Here is a 17,434-nt window from a genome sequence, read left to right as displayed (position 1 = left end):
TTATCCCTCCTCGATCAATCTGTGGAGTTTTTCGAAATGATCACTTTTTCCCACCACCATGAGTCGGTCTTCCGGGAGTATCTTCGTGTCTCCCGTCGGGTTGAAGATCACCTCTCCTCCACGTCTGATCGCAATGACGATGGTTCCAGCTCTCTTCGCAAGGTTTATTTCACCGAGTGTTTTGTTAGCAACAGGACTGTTTGGAGGTATTACCACTTCTTCTACTCTGAAGGATTCCTCACCGAAAGAAAGAATGTCCAGAAAGCTTATGGTAGTAGGGTTGAGAGCCATCTGGGCGAGCCTCGTACCCGCGAGCTCCGATGTGGCGATCACTTTGTCCGCTCCAGCGTAAACGAGCTTGCTCAGAGCTTTCATGTCAGAGACTCTGGATACGATCTCGAGATTTGGGTTCAACGATTTTGCGGTGAGAACAACAAACGTGCTTTTCGCGTCATCAGGAAGTGTCACCACAAGAGAACGAGCTCTTTCAACTCCTGCTTTTATGAGAATTTCTTCTTCTGCAGCATCTCCCACAACGTAGGGAAACTCCTCTCCCAAAAAATCTTTGAGTCTGGCAATGGCTTCTTCCGATTGATCTATCACAACAAAAGGTCTCTTGGCTTTCATTATTTCCAGAGTGGTGTGTCTTCCCGTTCTTCCCGCTCCAACTACGATGAAGTGATCTTTCAGTCTGTCGATCATCTTCCTCATCCTCCTGCTTTTGAAGTACTCTCCTATGTGCCCCTCAACGATCATCGATGTTACCGATGTGAAACCGTACAGCACGATGGTCACACCAGCGCTTATGAGAATGGAAGCTATCACTTTTCCAGCCTGAGAGAGATTCTCAGGAATAGAGTATCCCACCGTGGAAACGGTGATGAGTGTGAAAAAAAACGAATCGAAAAGACTCCAACTTTCTATCAGATGGAAGGCAACCGTTCCGAAAACAAATACGAACGCTATCATGAGTATGAGTATGATGATGTTTCTCTTCATGTTTTTTACCTCCTATCCATAAATATTACAACACATTGACTACTTTGTGATGTCGTTTGTTTGTTCTATAATTAAAAAAACTGCCGGAATATAAATTCACTTGTTGTCAAGGAGGGACAGCGATGGGAAACCTGAGAAGACCAAATGCGAATGAAGCAACTGGAACGTTCAATCGTTCAAGAGATGTTGTTCCTATGTCTGGCATATGTTCCAGGTGTATTGACGGATGCACCGGTGGCTGCGAGATTTGGCTCGCGTCGTTTAGAGGAAGGGAGGTACTCTACCCGGGCCCGTTTGGTGAAATCACCGCGGGTGCTGTCAAGGACTATCCGGTTGACTACTCACACCTGAACATCCTAGGATACGCGCACGGTGCGGAAGGACTGCCCGAAGACGTAGAACCTGGTCCTGACACTGCGATATTCACGAACGTCGATACGACCACAGAATACGGTTGGGACATCAAAGTGAAGATGAAGGTTCCCATATTCACGGGTGCACTCGGTTCCACAGAAATCGCGAGGAAGAATTGGGATCACATAGCGGTGGGAGCAGCCATCAGTGGAATAACGGTTGTCTGTGGAGAAAACGTAGCGGGCGTCGATCCGAATCTGGAACTTGACAGCAATGGAAAAGTAAAGAAATCACCTGAGCTCGACAGGAGAATAGAAATATACAAAAGATATCACGACGGGGAATATGGGGAAATACTTATTCAGATGAACGTTGAGGATACAAGACTGGGTGTTGCCGAATACGTTATAAACAAACACGGTATCGAAACCATTGAACTCAAATGGGGTCAGGGAGCCAAGAGTATCGGTGGAGAGATAAAGGTAAGATCCCTTGAGCGAGCTCTGGAACTGAAAAGAAGAGGTTATATAGTTCTTCCCGATCCCGAACTTCCGGAAGTCCAAAGAGCGTTCAAAGAAGGAGAAATCAAGGAGTTCGAAAGACATTCAAGACTCGGTTTCGTTTCCAAGGAGTCTTTTCTGAAAGAAGTAGAAAGACTCAGAAAACTCGGGTTCAAACGAATCACTTTGAAAATGGGAGCTTATTCCGCAGTTGATCTTGCCATGGCCCTCAGATACGGTGCTGAAGCGAAGATAGATCTAATCACCGTCGATGGAGCACCAGGCGGAACGGGTATGAGTCCATGGCCGATGATGAACGAGTGGGGGATTCCCACATTCTACCTCGAAGCTTTGACGTATCAATTCGCGGAGAAATTGAGCAGGAGAGGAATCAGGGTTCCCGATATCGCCATAGCCGGTGGTTTTTCCACAGAAGACGGTGTCTTCAAAGCTATTGCGATGGGCTCTCCATACGTGAAAGCCGTTTGTATGGGAAGGGCCCTCATGATACCTGCAATGGTGGGAAAGAACATAGGTGAGTGGCTCAAAAGTGGAAACTTGCCAAAGACAGTTTCGAAATACGGAACGACGGAAGAGGAAATCTTCATCACCTATGAAGAATTGAAATCCCGATTTGGAGAGGAAGAAGTCAAGAAATTGCCTCTTGGCGCTATAGGATTTTACACGTTCGTTCAGAAGTTCAAAACAGGTCTGCAGCAGCTCATGGCCGGTGCGAGGAAGTTCAGACTCTCTGCTCTTTGTAGGAAGGATCTCGTCGCTCTCACAAAAGACGCGGCAGAAATCTCAGGAATTCCGTACGTCATGGAGTCTTACAGGGACGAAGCAGAAAGAATCCTTGAAGAGTGAAGCGAGAAACAGGAGAACTAAAGGGGAGCTGATGCTCCCCTTTAGCTTTTTGGAAAGACAATGAACTTGATGGCTGTTCGCTTTTCGTTTTCGATTTCTACGTCCGTGAAGGCAGGAACAAAAACGAGATCGATGCCACTCGGTGCAAGATACCCCCGCGCGATGGCAATAGCTTTCACTGCCTGGTTCACTGCACCGGCTCCGATGGCCTGAATCTCCGCTTTTCCGTGCTCCCTCACTACACCGGCAATAGCACCAGCGACCTTGTTAGGATCGGACTTCGACGATACCTTCAGTACTTCCATGTTACTTACCCCCTTCGTTGTGTGATCTCAACAGTATTTTACCACGTCTCAACGCTTTCTTCTAAAAATGTTCAGTGTGTTCAACCTTTCTCTGATCCACGGAACTGTTTCTGAGAAGAATGACTCTTTAACCGCCTGGATCAGAGAGTCCACTTTCTGTGGTGTTCCAAGATCCATTCTGGACATTATGTACGCTGCCAATGCTCTCAAAAAGAACGATACAAACATGGTGAGTCTGATGGCGGATATCCCAAAGGGAAGATTGATGTTTTCCAGTGAGGCAACTAAAACGCTTGCAACTAAAGAGCCGGCGAATAAAGAAAGATTGGATAGGCTGTTGAACACAGAGAAGGCTTCAGTTTTGAGGGATGAAGGTGCTGTGTACATGAGGGTGTAGAAAACAAGCTGGCTTGTTCCTGCTGTTACGAATATACCAATTATTATCTGGAGGAAGAAGACGTAAAGGAACGATCTAGGAGTCAGTGCCCAGAGGAGAATAACAATCGCATGAATCCACAGACAGACTTTGAGAAAGTATTGAAATCCATACCTGTCTCCCAACTTTCCCCAGAAAGGTTGGAAGAGAGTTCCTATGAACATTCCCACTGCGTTCAGAACACTTATTTGAAGATAGGAAAACTCGACCTCTTTTAAAAGCATCACGTTTATATAGACCGTACCAACACCTATGGCAAATTGCCAGAAGGCGAATCCAAGAAGAAAGTTTTTGAAGTGTTCTTCTTTCAGGAGAAACTTCACGGCTTTTGTTATGGAAACAGACGCCTCGCGTGGTTTGTACGGTGGCTCGTACTGTATCTTCAAGAAGTATCCGTTCAGTGCCCCGAGAGAACCCGCTATGAGAAAGAGTGTGCCAAAACCTTTCCAGTTTTCTCCAAGAGAATCGAGTATCGCGCCTGCAAGGAACATAGCGGGAATCTGAACCGCTCCATGAATGAGATTTCTGAAACCAAAGTAGCTTCCAATCATATCTTTTGGTACCAAATCAGACATCCAGCTCTGCCAGAGAGGAGCAGACAGGGCACCAGCGATCTGGATGTAAAAATAAAGAAGATACGCAAAGAGAAGGCCATGCCTGATAGCGGGAAATACGGCGAACAGCAATATGGACGTTCTGGCAGTCCACATCAGTGGAACGATGATCTGTTTCCTGGATTTCAAACGATGTGAGAATGAGAGTGTGAGAAGTTGGAGCGTGTTTGCCAAGAAGGGAATAGAACCGAAAAGGCCGATGAAGAAGCTTGAGGCTCCCATCCACAGGAAATAGCCCGTCAGATAAGCTCCACCGAAGAACTGGTTGATGAGTACGGCCAGTGCTCCTTCTATGATGGATATGTTCAGCGCTCTTTTTATTTTTGGATCCAACACCACTTCCTCCTCAAGTTGTTTTGACTTCAGACATAGTATCACTGAAAGATTAATGGATTGGTTCGGAGAGTTTTAATGTATGTTAATCCTCTAATGCTTTGTCGGGTATAGTATCTTCACCCTCCCATATCTTTTTATTCGTCCATTCCTTGCAGGAATCTTTCCAGAAAGGGTCTGAGGAAGGAAGTCCGAGAGGCAGAAAGACCGTTGTGCACAGATACAGACTGCCTGTTGTAATGTACTCCTCACCGAGTGAGGGTTGAGAACCAACAACACCGATCTTCAACCAGCCTTTTTCATCGAACGTCGAGGGGTTTTCAAAAATCCTCCTGAGAACGGCAGTGAGTGCACATCTGACCTGGGCTGGAGAAAGGCTCACTGGAAGAAGGTGAAGAAGCGATAACTGGCTCAAAAGATGAAAGACTGCCGTTCTGTAGGTTATCGATCTACCGATGATGGGAAACGTTCCTTCAGGGGATACCATTCTCTCGAGAACGACAGCATACCTTTGAGCTCGCTTCAGTACTCTCACGTACAACTCTTCCCACTCTGCTTTTTCCTTGGAAATGATCCTTAGTATGTCTATCATCATCGGATAAATAACGAAACTGTTGTAATAGTCCCACCTGAAAAGAGGACCATCACCATAGGCTCCATCTCCTTTGTACCAGCTTTCTACACTTCTCAGTATCAGATCGACTTTTGTGCTGTCCCATTCTTCTCCTGCGAAGAAGAAAAAAGTCTCAACCACGGCGGAAAACAAAAGCCAGTTGGAAAAGTAAGGTTCTATCTTTCTTGTTGTCTTCAATTCTCCGATCAATCTTTTCTTTATAGAAACATCAAGATCTTCCCAAAGAACTTTTGGAGCTCTCAATATAGCCTGTACAATAAAAGCAGCATCAACCAGTGGTTGCCTTCCATTTTTGAAGTTCATGTAGTCTTTGCAGTTTGGGTTCGTCGCCACACTGAGGGATTTGACCGCAAGCTCCGATAATCGGAATGCGATCTTTCTCTCCTCTGGATCTGTGTCCAGGCTTTCTTTGTTCAATTCAAGAAACGGGGAGATCCCGCAAAGAATTCTCCCCAGAAGTTCTAAGTAAGTGAATTTTCTTCTCTCTTCGCTCTTCTTTCCCTCCACAGGCATCGATTCCTTCAAACGATCCGATGCGCAGAGCTCAAGAGGCATTTCACATATTTTCCGAAGAAGAGAAACCCAGTAACGCCGAGCATCGGTCATAGATCTCAAACCTCACTCCACAGTTTTCTCAGCACATGAGCAACGAGTTTGGGTTGTCTGTCTCTTGTGAAGACACCCTTGTAGTTGAGGATGGGCCTTCTCACATTTTGAGGGGTTTTGAAGTCCGCGAAGGCCCACACGTGTGTTCCAATGACGAAGTCTTTTTTCAAAAGAAGCCTGATCGTCTTTTCAACGAGCTCTGCCTGGTACTCCTCGGAGAACATCTGAGGTGGGTCGTAGTGGATACCGGCTATCGCGTCTGCACCGAACTCCGTGACAAAGATGGGCTTTCTGTGTCTTGCGTAGAGTTCTTCTATGTCTTTTTCCAGAGCCTGAAGTCCTTCTTCTATCCTTCCCTGATAGATGTACCAGCCGTAGTACCTGTTCACACAGACGATGTCGAAGTACTTCAGTGCCACATCTCTTGTTCTTTCGTCTGGCGTGTCCATCATGCTCACCATGACCACAGGACGTGTTCGATCCATTTCTTTGGCGGTCTCGTAAAGGGCTTTGAAGAAACCCTCCGCGTCTGGATGGTTGGATTCTGGTTCGTTCGCTACACTCCACATGATCACACTGGGATGGTTTTTGTCTCTGTCGATCATCCTTCTTATGTTGTCTTCGGCTATCTTCTGAGTCTCGGGGTTGTAGTGGTACCTTGTGATACCAACGTGCGGGGCTTCGTCTATCACAAGGATTCCCAGCCTGTCGGCAAGATCCAGCCACTCTTCACTGTAAGGGTAGTGAGAGGTCCTGAAGGAATTCGCGTTGATCCACTTCAGAAGGTTGAAGTCTTTTATCATCAGAGGATAGAAAGTGCCCTGTCCCAGAACGGGAAATTCTTCGTGTTTTCCAAAGCCTTTCAAAAAGACGGGTTTTCCGTTCAGGTAGAGCTTTTTCTCGTCCCAGCTGATCGTTCTGATTCCGATGTCCAGAGTGTACTCGTCCCTTTCGAGTTCCACTTTTAGAGGATAAAGATACGGATCTTCGAGGCTCCAAAATCTGGCGTTTTCGAGGATGAACTCTTCTTCAACGAACCTGTCGAATGTTTTGATCTTTTTCTCAGCTTCTCCAAGTTTGATCGTCATCTCCTGTCCCAGCGCTTCCTCTGAGACTTCTACCTTCACTTTCACTCTTCCAAGTTTCTTCTCCGGTTCGGATTCACTCGTGTCCACCCAGATGTCGAGTATCCTCGCGTGGTCTGTGAATTCTATCAGAACAGGTCTTATGATTCCTCCGTAGGGAAAGAAGTCGAAGTTTGCAGGTGGAAAACTTCCGAAGAATCCCACAGTGTGAGTGCCTCTGTCTGGAACCTTCGAGGGAAATCCTCCCACCTTCAACCTGTTCTCAACAACCACCTTGAATTCGTTCTCTCCTGGTTTCACTTTCCCTGTCACATCTACTTCGAAGGGAAGGTATCCAATGTGATTCTCTCCCACTTTCTCTCCGTTTAGGAAGACATCGCAGTCTGTGTTCACGGCAGCAAAGTAAAGTCTGATGTGTTTTTGTGAAAGTTCCTCTGGAACGTAGAAGGTGGTTTTGTAGGTGAAGGGTCCTTCTTCGTAGCACAGATCCTGGTACTGCTCGTTCCAGCTTCCAGGAACGGCTATGGGTCTGTTCTCTTCTTTTATCTCACAATCCCAGAAGCCATCCAGGTTTTGTACGATTCTCTTAAGAGTGTTCTTTGGTTTTAACATGCAATCTTCCTCCTCTCTCAGAGTTCAACAACAACTAAGGCATCCGAGTTTCGGTCTAAAAGCTTCAAACATACAGAATCACTTCTGAAATACACCTCAGGCAGGAACACATCGCGTGTTGTCAGGTCCACGCCCCAGACTTCTTTCAGGTTATCCAGCCGGATTCTCACGACACTCGCGAACGGGATGTAAATGAGGCAGTGCTGGTCATTTCTCGCTATCCGGATCTCGGGATTCTCAGTATCCAAGAGCAATTCCCGAGAAGGTTTCAACCCAAAGAATCCGAATTTCTCTATCAGCCATCTTGCAAAACAAACATCGTTTGCTCCCTTCATTTTGAGAGCTTCTTTCCATGTAAAAGATGAAAGATGTCTTTCGGTTTCTTCCCCTTCCTCCTCACACCAGTTCCAGATACCGTGTGCACCATATCCTATTCCTGCAAAAGAACCCGAAAGGAAGCTTTGCCAAAAAGCTTTTCTCACGTCGAATGAGTTGAATCTGTACCCATCACTTTTGTAACCAATACCTTCGTAACAGATCTCACCGTTTATCACAGGCTTGCCTTTCTTATAGAATTCATTTGCTAGTTCCCAGGTGAGTTCTGGGTGATGTCTGTCATGTCCAGATTGATACGTATAGAAGTCTATATACTGGTCTATTTCTGGAGGAACGCTCATCCATCCCCTTGCAAGATGAATGGAGACCGGACAATTTGTGTTTTCTTTTATTATTTTCGTAATGGCCGAATAATACTTCACCGCTTCAGGAGTTCTGAAATCGACATCTCCACCTGAGAAGAAGATAGGATTGTATTTACTGAACCTCCTTGCTACTTCTTTACTAAAATCCTCAAGTATTTGAAGCGGAAGAATGTTTGAACTATCGGAGACAGTAGCCCACGTTCCAGGTACACAACCGCACCAGACAACAGTTATAACGGGTACCATTCCTTTCTCGAAAACTATTTTTACCTTTTCTTCTATCTGATCGAGATAATCATCTTTTAGAATTGCTTTGTAATTCTCCCAGGGTGTAAGATTCATCTGGATAGCATTGAATCCCTGTTTTTTTCTTGTTTCCAGATACCCATACCAGTCTTCAATCTTCGCTTTGTAAACTCCCCTCCAGGCGGTGTCAGCGAGGTAGAAGACTTTCCTCCCATCTCGAACAAAGTGTTTGTCCTCTTTATTCACAACAATCACAGTTTGCACCTCCTGCTTTAAGAAAAGGGGGTGGTACATCCACCCCCTTGTGGTCTTTCAGAGAAACAGATCACTATTTGTCCATGTAGTACTGTTCAGCGTGTTGTCCATCACCCTCGTTTTCCCACACAAAATCTGGTGAATCAGGTACATTCTTGAAATAAGTCTTCACAACAACCGGCCAGATTGGTTCTCCAACTGTTCCTATGAAGAAAATGTTTTTCTTGTGAACATTTATGACTTCTCTGAAGAGTTTGTCTCTTTCTTTCTCATCGACTGTCATTTTGACCTTTTCCCAGAGTTCGTATATTCTTCTGATGTCGGATCCTTCGGGTGGTTCTTCACCACCCTTTCCACCCGAAGTGTACCACTGACCGTAGAGTGGTGCCCATGGCCCATCGGTTACCGTTCCAAGAAGCCTTCCGGGATCGAGCATTGGATACTTGTTTCTGTCAAAGAACCAGACGCCTATTTCAGGCTCACCACCGTTACATCTTGTTATGTACAGTGATCTCTCCTCTGGTTTCAGATTGACCTTTATCCCGATTTTTTGGAAGTATTGAGCTATCATCTCGAGTGTTTTGTCCCATGCACCGAAGATACCCGTGGGATATTCGATCGTCAGGATCAGTGGTTGACCGTCCGGTCTCAATCTGTAACCTTCTGCGTTGCGTTTTGTAAGGCCTATTTCATCCAGAAGTTTATTTGCAGTCTCAGGGTCGTATTCGGCGAATCTTGTTTCCCATTCAGGATCGTAGAATTTAACACCGCTCACAAACGATGCCTGTCTCGGTTCACAGAGACCGTAATAGACAAGGGAGTTTATCTCTTCACGATTGATGGCAAGTGAGAGTGCCTGTCTGAATTTGATGTTCTGGAAGAGTTCTCTGAGAACAGGATCTTTGACGTTTTGATTCAACCAGAGTGTAACATCACTTCCGCGTGCAAGTTTCCACTTGATGATTTTGTAACCACCCTTCTGTGCGTTAGCGGCAAGGAGTGTGTAGTCTTCCAGACTCAGGTGTCTTGCTTGCATATCGATTTCTCCTGCCATGACTTTCAGAAGTATCATCTGTCTATCCTGGACGGTCCAGAATACGATCTCATCGATATAAGGAAGCTGATTCCCTTCGGGATCTATCTTCCAGTAGTACGGGTTCCTTTCTATTACGAGTTTTGCATCCGTGATTTCTTTCAACTTCCAAGCAGCTAGCACGGGAAGATCGGGATTGGAGATGTGAGCGTTGTGATCACCGAGAGACCAGAAGTAGTTCGTCCAGTTGTCGTACCCATTTTCTTCTGCCATCTTCTGGATTTTTTCCAGCGGCACGTACTTTGGATGGAATTGTTTCAGGTAATGCGCTGGAAGCATGATTCCACGGATTCCCCAGCTTCCCTTTCTCGTTGCGTACAGGTACAGGAAGAGAGGATAAGGTTCTTCAAAAGTGATCTTGTAGGTGTATTCGTCTATGATTTCGAGTTTCATAGGTTTGCCGCCAGCCATGAGATCTCTTGGGAATGTAGGAACGAGTTCCTCGTTGAGAAGGACATCTTCGTACCAGAATCTCACATCTTCTGTGGTAACAGGAACTCCATCAGACCATTTCAAACCTTTTCGGAGAGTGCAGATGAATTCTTTTCCATCGGAAGACATTTCGATCTTCTCAAGGATGTTCGGATAGAGCTCCTTACCCTGGGGATCAAACACCATTGCAGATTCGAGCATGAACCTGTCGGCCTGTGGTCTGTCGGCAGGTCCTGTCCAGGCTCTGTTCCATGTTCCTCCGTACTTTCCTGTGCTTTCCCACGGAATGAGAACAACGGGATCTTCCGGCAGTCGTTCTTCTACAGGGGGTAACTTGCCCTGCTTTACCTGTTCGTTCAGAATCGGAGCTTCGTTGAACTGAGTGATCTTCTTGCCGGTGAGTTTTTCAAAGTCTGAAAGGTTGTACTGTGTGAGAGGAGGCAACTCTGTTGCAAAAACCGCTGTTAAAGTGAGCAAAACCACAAGAAACACCAGAAAACGCTTCATCCTACCACCTCCACGGAAATTTTGAGGTAATCTCATACTTTCACCCCCATTAACTCCAGTTCCTCAGCAAAGTGACACGCCACGAAGTGAGGATTTTGGTCAGAGCCGACGTTTCTGAGCTCTGGGTACACCTCCTTACAGATGGCTTTAGCGTAAGGACACCTTGGATGGAAATAACAACCAGAGGGTGGATTCGATGGGTCCGGGACCTCACCTGTGAGATGCACCTTCTTTCTCTTTCTTTTTGGATCTGGCTTTGGAACGGCAGAAAGGAGAGCCTCCGTGTAGGGGTGCTTTGGAGAAGAAAAGAGATCTTCAGTCTCTGCAAGTTCCACGATCCTTCCCACGTACATCACGGCCACCCTGTTTGTGATGTGTTCCACCACACCAAGATCGTGTGAGATGAACAGATAGGTGAGATTGTACTCTTTTTGAAGGTCCTTGAGAAGATTTATGATCTGTGCCTGAACGGACACATCCAGAGCGGAAGTTGGCTCATCACACAGAACAAGCTTTGGCTTCAAAGCGATCGCACGTGCGATGGCGATTCTCTGTCTCTGCCCACCCGAGAAGGCGTGGGGATACCTTTGCATGTACTCTGGCCTCAGGCCGACAGCCCTCAAAAGATCTGATACGATCTGGTCTATCTCCTCCTTCGACTTCACCAGTTTGTTTACAACAAGGGGTTCTGCTATGATATCCCTCACGGTCATTCTTGGATTCAAAGAAGAATAAGGATCCTGGAAGATCATCTGAACGAACCTTCTCACACCCTTTTCCCTGAGTTCTCTCTCAGAAAGCTTTGTGATATCGACTTTCTCTCCGTTCATACTCAAAATAATCTTTCCCTCTGTTGGCTCGATCCCTCTCATGATGAGTTTTGCCGTTGTGGTCTTACCACAACCACTCTCTCCAACAAGCCCGAGGGTTTCCCCCTCTTCTATGTGGAAAGAAATACCATCCACCGCCTTCAAATATCCAACAACCTTCCTTCTAAAGCCACGCTTCATGATGGGAAAGTACTTCTTCAGATTCTTCACCTCAAGAAGCGCCATCTTCTGTCCCTCCATAGAGAAAACAACTGACTTTATGTTTTGGCCCCACCTCAACCTCAACCGGCTCTTTCTCATCACAGAGACCCTTCATCCTGTAGGGGCACCTTGGATGGAACCTGCAACCTTTTGGCATGTTCCTTGGATCTGGTACATCCCCTTCTATCACCTCGAGCCTTTCCACCCTCTTTCCCACAACAGGAATGGACCTCAAAAGAAGCGACGTGTATGGATGCTTTGGATTGTAAAAGAGCTCCTCAACGGGTGCACTCTCCACCACCCTTCCAAGGTACATCACCACAACATGATCAGACATCTCCGCAACGACTCCCATGTTGTGTGTGATCATCATGATCGACATGTTGTAATCTTTTTGAAGCTCCCTCAAAAGATCAAGAACCTGAGCCTGTATCGTCACATCGAGGGCCGTGGTCGGCTCGTCTGCGATCAAAAGACGCGGATTACACGAAAGAGCCATCGCTATCATCGCACGCTGCCTCATACCACCCGAGTACTCAAACGGATAGGCGTCTATCATCTTCTCCGGCTTTGGAATACCAACTCTTCTTAAGAGTTCTATCGCACGCTCTCTTGCCTCTTCCCTTGATATCTTGAAGTGATAGACCATACCTTCTATGATCTGGTCTCCCACCGTGTAGACAGGAGAGAAGGCGGCCATCGGCTCCTGAAAGATCATCGCAATGTGCCTTCCTCTGACCTTTCTGATCTCTTCCTTTGAGAACTTTGCAAGATCCACCACCTTCCCGTCCATGTTGTAGAGGATCTCTCCGGAGACTATCCTTCCTGTTGTGCCAAGAAGCTTTATGATCGACCTTGCCGTCACACTCTTTCCACAGCCACTCTCACCGACAACACCCAGTGTCTTTCCTTCCTCTATCTCAAAACTCACCCCATCGACCGCCTTCACAACGCCTTCGTCTGTAAAAAAGTAGGTCTTCAGGTTCTTCACCTCAAGAAGTGCCATCTTTTTCCCTCCTACATGTTCGCGTACGGATCTGCCGCATCCCTGAGCCCGTCCCCAACGAAGTTGAAGCACAGAACGGTTGTGATCACAAACACAACGGGTATCAAAAGCCATGGATACAGGGCAACAACCGTGAGATTCTGCGCTTCCTGCAGAAGCACTCCCCAGCTGATCACAGGCGGCCTCAAACCAAGCCCCAAAAAACTGAGACTCGTCTCACCAAGTATCATCCCGGGAATGGAAAGTGTGATGCTCGCTATCAGATGGCTCATAAAGGAAGGAAGCATGTGACGAAAGATGATCCTTGCTTCTGAAGCCCCCATGAACCTTGCTGCCATCACGAAGTCTTCTTCCCTCAAAGACAAAAATCTGCTCCTTACAACCCTTGCAAGACCTGTCCAGCCTGTAAGGGACAGAATGATCGTGATCGCAAAGTAGACCCTAAGAGGTGACCAGTTCTCAGGAAGAGCCGCACTGAGTGCCATCCAGAGGGGAATTGTGGGAATGCTCCTTATGATCTCTATCGTTCTCTGGATGAAGTTGTCCACAGCACCACCGAAGTATCCTGAGATGCCCCCTATGGTGATACCAAGAACAAAGCTCAAAAAGACCCCTATAAGACCGATCGATGTCGAGATGCGGGCACCGTAGATGATCCTTGAGAGCATATCCCTTCCCAGTCTGTCTGTTCCAAGAAGGAACATGTAGCCTTCTTCCACTCCGATGAAGTGTACGTTCGTCTTCCATATGCCCCAAAGTTTGTACTCGTCTCCCCGAACAAAAAACTTTATCCTGAAGATCTTGCTCTTATCTTCCCTGTAGATCCTCCTCAGGGTCTCAAGATCCACCGTGGAGGTGTAGCCGTACACAAAAGGCCCTATGAACTTTCCCTCGTGGAAAAAGTGTATCCTCTGCGGCGGTGCGTAGGGAAACCTGTAGTTGTACTTGTTCGGATCGTACGGAGCAAAAAACTCGCAGAATATCGCAAGAACGTAGATTATTAAAAGCACCACTCCTCCTATCACCGCAAGTTTGTGTCTTTTGAACCTCCACCAGATGAGCTGCCATTGTGATGCGTAATAGAACTTTTCTTCCATCCTCTCTTTCTTCTTCATGCTTCCCCTCCTACTCGAACCTGATCCTCGGATCCACCCACGCAAGAAGTATGTCTGAGATCAGTGTCCCTATCACCGTGAAAAAGCTCAAAAACATCACCAAACTCCCCGCAAGGTACATGTCCTGACTCTGAAGCGCCCCCAGAAGAAGTGGCCCAACGGTCGGAAGGTTCAGAACTATCGCCGTGATCGTCTCACCGGAAAAGATCCCCGGCAGTGACCATCCCACCGTGCTGATGAACGGTATCATCGCTATCCTCAAAGGATACTTCCAGAACACTTTGTTCTCTGGAAGCCCCTTGGAGAGTGCTGCCTCCACATAGGGCTTGTGAAGTTCATCGAGAAGGTTTGCCCTCAGTGTCCTGATGAGCCCTGCCATGCCCGCCGTTCCCACAACGATCATCGGAAGCCACAGGTGCTTCAGCATGTCCACAAATTTTGCAAAACTCCATGGTGCATCAAGGTACTGCGGTGAAAACAGCCCTCCAAGGTTCACCCCTGTCGTGCTGTAAACAAGCCACAGAAGTACCAGTGCCAGCAAAAAGTTCGGTGTGGCAAGCCCAATGTAGCCCAAAAATGTCGCAAGATAGTCCCCTATCGAATACTGATGTGTCGCAGAGTACATGCCTATCAAAAAGCCACTCACCCAGCTGAAGATCACAGCAACCGTCGACACAAGAACCGAAAGCCCAAGTCTTCCCCACAAAAGTTCCGATACCGGCCTGTTCCACGAAAACGAGTAGCCAAAGTCCCCGTGCAGTATCCCCCACAACCACTTGAAATACTGTACGTATATCGGTAAATCCAGTCCATATTGCTTCCTCAATGCCTCTATCGTCGCTTGATCCACTGTCTCTCCCGTCGCTGCCAGTGACGCTATGTACGATGTCAGATAGTCCCCAGGTGGAAGCTGTATGATCACAAACGATATCACCGATATCACAAACAATGTCACCAGCATCTGGACTAATCGCCGTAGAATGTAGCCTAACATTCTCTCACCCTTTCGAGAACGATGTTGTAGGCACCTGGTTCAAGTTCAAACTCAGAAGGATAACTCACTTGTTTGCTGTTTATTGCAGATACTTTGAAACTTTCCGGAACAGCGAAAATACCAACCGTATTCACCGGTATAATAATCTGGATTTCATATTCTTTATTCTGCTTTTTCCAACTAACCTCAAGTGATCCATTTGGGGTTTTTATTTTGGCCGAAACGAAATCTATTTGATCAGCGAAGTATGGTTCTATCCTTATCTTCTTCCAACCGGGAGCAACCGGTTTTATTCCCGAAAGATACTTATAGAACCATGTGTCGACGCTACCCAGCATGACATGATTATGTGAATTCATGCCAGTACCTTCCAGCTTCTCCCATCTCTCCCACAGTGTTGTTGCACCGTTCTTTATCATGTAGCCAAAGCTTGGATAATCTTCTTTCAAAAGAAGTTTCAATGCAAGGTCTTTCCTGCCATTTTCCGATAAAACCTCGAGTATGTAACGAGTACCCACGATTCCGGTGTCAAAATGCGTATCGTTATCCACTTCTATCAGTCTCTCAAGGACTTTGAACACATCCTCTCTACACTCTTCCGGAACCATCTTGTTCCAGAGAGGCAGAACATTACACGTCTGAGTGGTGGGAATTCTATCTTTGGGGCTCAACTTTATTCCTCTGTAGAAGCACACAATCCGACCCGTGTGATCCTCAACTTTCCTGAGAAAATGACGGTTGAAGGCTTCTTTTATTTCTCCGGCAAGTTTTCTATACTCATGTTCGTCTTCCTTTTTTCCGAGTATTTTCGCTATCTCGCTCAAAATGAGGGTATCGTGATAGTAATACCATGTGGAAGTTAGAATCAAAGGAGTGCGCTTTGGGAATTTATCACCTGGAGGACACCAATCACCATGCTGTCCTAATTTTGTTAAATGATTAGGGGAATTCTTTCTGAGAAACTCTACGTAACGTTTCAGCGAATCATAGTGTTCTTCCAGTACTCTTCTGTCTTCATAGAAGAAATAGAGATACCACAAAATCGTCGCATAGGCGGTTCCCCAAGCTGGATCTGACGGGTATCTCTTCCAGTAGGGAGGAGCAACATCTGATATACTTCCATCTTCTTTCTGGGAAAGCTTTATGTCCATGAGATATTTCGTGTAGAAAGCTGCCATGTCGAAGTTGTACATCGCCTCTTCAACCGTTAATTGGGCATCACCCAACCATCCCATTCTTTCATCTCTCTGGGGGCAATCTGTAGGAATTCCCATCAGGTTAGCTAACTGACTGTTCACAACACATGAGTGGATTTTGTTCAAAAGTTCACTCGAGCAGGCAAAATCTCCAACTTTTTCAACATCTGTGTGGACAAACATTGCTTCTATGTTATCGGAGGTTAAAGTGCCAGGATAGTCTTCCACTTCGACATAACGAAACCCATGGTATGTGAATCTTGGTTCGTAGATTTCCACTCCCTGTCCCTTCAGAATGTATTCGTCTGTAGCACGTGCTAGACGAAGATTTCTCGTATCCAGCCGATCCATGGAGGGATCCAGTACTTCCGCATAGCGTATGATAATTTTCTCCCCTCTTTTACCGTTATTTACTCTCAGCTTCACCCACCCGGAAATATTTTTGCCAAAATCAACTATGAAAGTTCCTCTGGAAGACAACCACAACCTCTTTGGTTTAATAACCTCACAAACACGTATGACAGGAATCAGTTGTGCTTTCAGAGAAGGACCTTCTACGATTTCTACTTCTGACCAGTTCCTATCGTCGAAACCGGGTGAATCCCATCCAGATATTTCGTCGCGGGCATCGTAGACTTCGCCAAAATAGATGCCATTTTCCTTCAGAGGTCCATGTGAAACCTTCCATGTTTCGTCGGAGCAAATGAATTCCCGCGATCCATCTTTGTAGAACACAAGCAGTTGAAGATAAAGTTTTGGTTTTGAATACCCATAATCTCTGATATGGCGGCCGTTACCAAGAATCACACCTATTGTATTTTTTCCCGTTGTTAGATATTGTGTGACATCGTATGTTGAATAGAGTGCTACCTTGTTGTAATCCGTTGGTGCAGGATCGAGAACATTGTTTCCCACTCTTTTTCCGTTCAAATGGAGTTCATAGACTCCCAGCCCGCTCACATAAACCCGTGCTTTTTCTACCTCTTTGTTTAAGAGAAACTCCTTTCGAAAGTACATAGCGTAGAAGAGTTCATGGCGATGGGCTGGATCCTTAAAAGAGAGCGGAGAAGGCATGGTTATCCATTTTCCTCTCCAATCCTCTAAAGGGCCCATTTCGAAGTAAGCTGTCTCACTCCACGGTCCATTTTCTTTTTCATCCCAAAGTTTCACGCGCCAATAGTAGCCCTTGTAAGCTTTCAATTTTGGCCCTTCATATTCTATGTTCAGGTTTTTTGAAGAATCTTTTTCGCTCTCCCACACATTTCCTATTCCTCTTTCGATATCATCGAAATTGTCCGAAACGATAATTTTGTATCGTGTTTGTTTCTTTCCATTACCCTTTAATCTCCAAGAAAATCGAGGAATCACATCGAGTCCAAGGACAGGAGACGTCAAATATTCACAGCGAAGATCACAGGCCTGTATCATTTTGTCACCTCTTTTTTTGTTCTTTATCGATCATAAATTTATCATAATATGATCTTTCATACAACCAATCTGGTACATAGAAAAT

At 46.1% G+C, this 17,434-nt stretch carries 13 protein-coding genes; 1 reads left to right on the top strand and 12 read right to left on the bottom strand.

The genetic code is table 11. The features are described 5' to 3' along the window. Positions 1-999 (bottom strand): potassium channel family protein, encoded by a 999-nt coding sequence (locus TPET_RS08650; RefSeq protein WP_011944105.1) that lies wholly within the window; start codon positions 997-999, stop codon positions 1-3. A gap of 122 nt (positions 1,000-1,121) precedes the next feature. Here TPET_RS08650 and TPET_RS08645 point away from each other — a divergent pair, with 122 nt between their 5' ends. Beyond that, positions 1,122-2,720, top strand: coding sequence for an FMN-binding glutamate synthase family protein (locus tag TPET_RS08645; RefSeq protein WP_011944104.1), 1,599 nt, complete (start codon positions 1,122-1,124; stop codon positions 2,718-2,720). A 41-nt stretch (positions 2,721-2,761) separates the two neighbouring features. Here the strand turns inward: TPET_RS08645 and TPET_RS08640 are convergent, their stop codons facing one another. The 11 genes from TPET_RS08640 to TPET_RS08590 form a co-directional block, all read right to left on the bottom strand. After that, the gene (locus TPET_RS08640) at positions 2,762-3,025 is read right to left on the bottom strand and encodes a stage V sporulation protein S (protein ID WP_004080441.1); all 264 of its coding nucleotides are present in this window, start codon (positions 3,023-3,025) and stop codon (positions 2,762-2,764) included. 48 nt (positions 3,026-3,073) lie between these two features. After that, positions 3,074-4,408: an MFS transporter gene (locus TPET_RS08635; RefSeq protein WP_048810895.1), complete on the bottom strand. Its 1,335-nt coding sequence runs from the start codon at positions 4,406-4,408 to the stop codon at positions 3,074-3,076. Positions 4,409-4,493: 85 nt separating this feature from the next. Next, the gene (locus TPET_RS08630) at positions 4,494-5,648 is read right to left on the bottom strand and encodes a DUF2264 domain-containing protein (RefSeq protein WP_011944102.1); all 1,155 of its coding nucleotides are present in this window, start codon (positions 5,646-5,648) and stop codon (positions 4,494-4,496) included. 5 nt (positions 5,649-5,653) lie between these two features. Beyond that, positions 5,654-7,345 (bottom strand): glycoside hydrolase family 2 protein, encoded by a 1,692-nt coding sequence (locus TPET_RS08625; protein ID WP_011944101.1) that lies wholly within the window; start codon positions 7,343-7,345, stop codon positions 5,654-5,656. A gap of 17 nt (positions 7,346-7,362) precedes the next feature. Continuing rightward, positions 7,363-8,547, bottom strand: coding sequence for a glycoside hydrolase family 140 protein (locus TPET_RS08620; RefSeq protein WP_238374300.1), 1,185 nt, complete (start codon positions 8,545-8,547; stop codon positions 7,363-7,365). 73 nt (positions 8,548-8,620) lie between these two features. Then, complete coding sequence (locus TPET_RS08615) at positions 8,621-10,579, bottom strand: ABC transporter substrate-binding protein (RefSeq protein ID WP_048810894.1); 1,959 nt, start codon at positions 10,577-10,579, stop codon at positions 8,621-8,623. A gap of 32 nt (positions 10,580-10,611) precedes the next feature. Further along, positions 10,612-11,634 carry an ABC transporter ATP-binding protein gene (locus tag TPET_RS08610; RefSeq protein ID WP_011944098.1) on the bottom strand — a complete coding sequence of 341 codons (1,023 nt, stop codon included), beginning with the start codon at positions 11,632-11,634 and terminating at the stop codon, positions 10,612-10,614. Next, complete coding sequence (locus TPET_RS08605) at positions 11,621-12,616, bottom strand: ABC transporter ATP-binding protein (RefSeq protein ID WP_011944097.1); 996 nt, start codon at positions 12,614-12,616, stop codon at positions 11,621-11,623. Before TPET_RS08605 ends, TPET_RS08610 begins: the two co-directional genes overlap by 14 nt. An 11-nt stretch (positions 12,617-12,627) precedes the next feature. After that, positions 12,628-13,731 carry an ABC transporter permease gene (locus TPET_RS08600; protein ID WP_011944096.1) on the bottom strand — a complete coding sequence of 368 codons (1,104 nt, stop codon included), beginning with the start codon at positions 13,729-13,731 and terminating at the stop codon, positions 12,628-12,630. A gap of 10 nt (positions 13,732-13,741) precedes the next feature. Further along, positions 13,742-14,725 (bottom strand): ABC transporter permease, encoded by a 984-nt coding sequence (locus TPET_RS08595; RefSeq protein WP_011944095.1) that lies wholly within the window; start codon positions 14,723-14,725, stop codon positions 13,742-13,744. Further along, a complete protein-coding gene (locus tag TPET_RS08590; RefSeq protein WP_011944094.1) occupies positions 14,719-17,349 on the bottom strand; it encodes an alpha-L-rhamnosidase in 2,631 nt (876 codons plus the stop codon). Before TPET_RS08590 ends, TPET_RS08595 begins: the two co-directional genes overlap by 7 nt. Positions 17,350-17,434: the final 85 nt, after the last annotated feature.

It is taken from the genome of Thermotoga petrophila RKU-1 (genome assembly GCF_000016785.1).
Classification (GTDB): Bacteria; Thermotogota; Thermotogae; order Thermotogales; family Thermotogaceae; genus Thermotoga; species Thermotoga petrophila.
This window is presented reverse-complemented; position numbering and strand designations above follow the sequence as displayed.

Bases quoted from the DNA above. Each gene is read 5' to 3' on its own strand.
- TPET_RS08615 (WP_048810894.1), bottom strand. From the start codon at position 10,579: ATGAAGCGTTTTCTGGTGTTTCTTGTGGTTTTGCTCACTTTAACAGCG.
- TPET_RS08595 (WP_011944095.1), bottom strand. From the start codon at position 14,725: ATGTTAGGCTACATTCTACGGCGATTAGTCCAGATGCTGGTGACATTG.
- TPET_RS08605 (WP_011944097.1), bottom strand. From the start codon at position 12,616: ATGGCACTTCTTGAGGTGAAGAACCTGAAGACCTACTTTTTTACAGAC.
- TPET_RS08625 (WP_011944101.1), bottom strand. From the start codon at position 7,345: ATGTTAAAACCAAAGAACACTCTTAAGAGAATCGTACAAAACCTGGAT.
- TPET_RS08645 (WP_011944104.1), top strand. From the start codon at position 1,122: ATGGGAAACCTGAGAAGACCAAATGCGAATGAAGCAACTGGAACGTTC.
- TPET_RS08610 (WP_011944098.1), bottom strand. From the start codon at position 11,634: ATGGCGCTTCTTGAGGTGAAGAATCTGAAGAAGTACTTTCCCATCATG.
- TPET_RS08640 (WP_004080441.1), bottom strand. From the start codon at position 3,025: ATGGAAGTACTGAAGGTATCGTCGAAGTCCGATCCTAACAAGGTCGCT.
- TPET_RS08600 (WP_011944096.1), bottom strand. From the start codon at position 13,731: ATGAAGAAGAAAGAGAGGATGGAAGAAAAGTTCTATTACGCATCACAA.
- TPET_RS08590 (WP_011944094.1), bottom strand. From the start codon at position 17,349: ATGATACAGGCCTGTGATCTTCGCTGTGAATATTTGACGTCTCCTGTC.
- TPET_RS08630 (WP_011944102.1), bottom strand. From the start codon at position 5,648: ATGACCGATGCTCGGCGTTACTGGGTTTCTCTTCTTCGGAAAATATGT.
- TPET_RS08650 (WP_011944105.1), bottom strand. From the start codon at position 999: ATGAAGAGAAACATCATCATACTCATACTCATGATAGCGTTCGTATTT.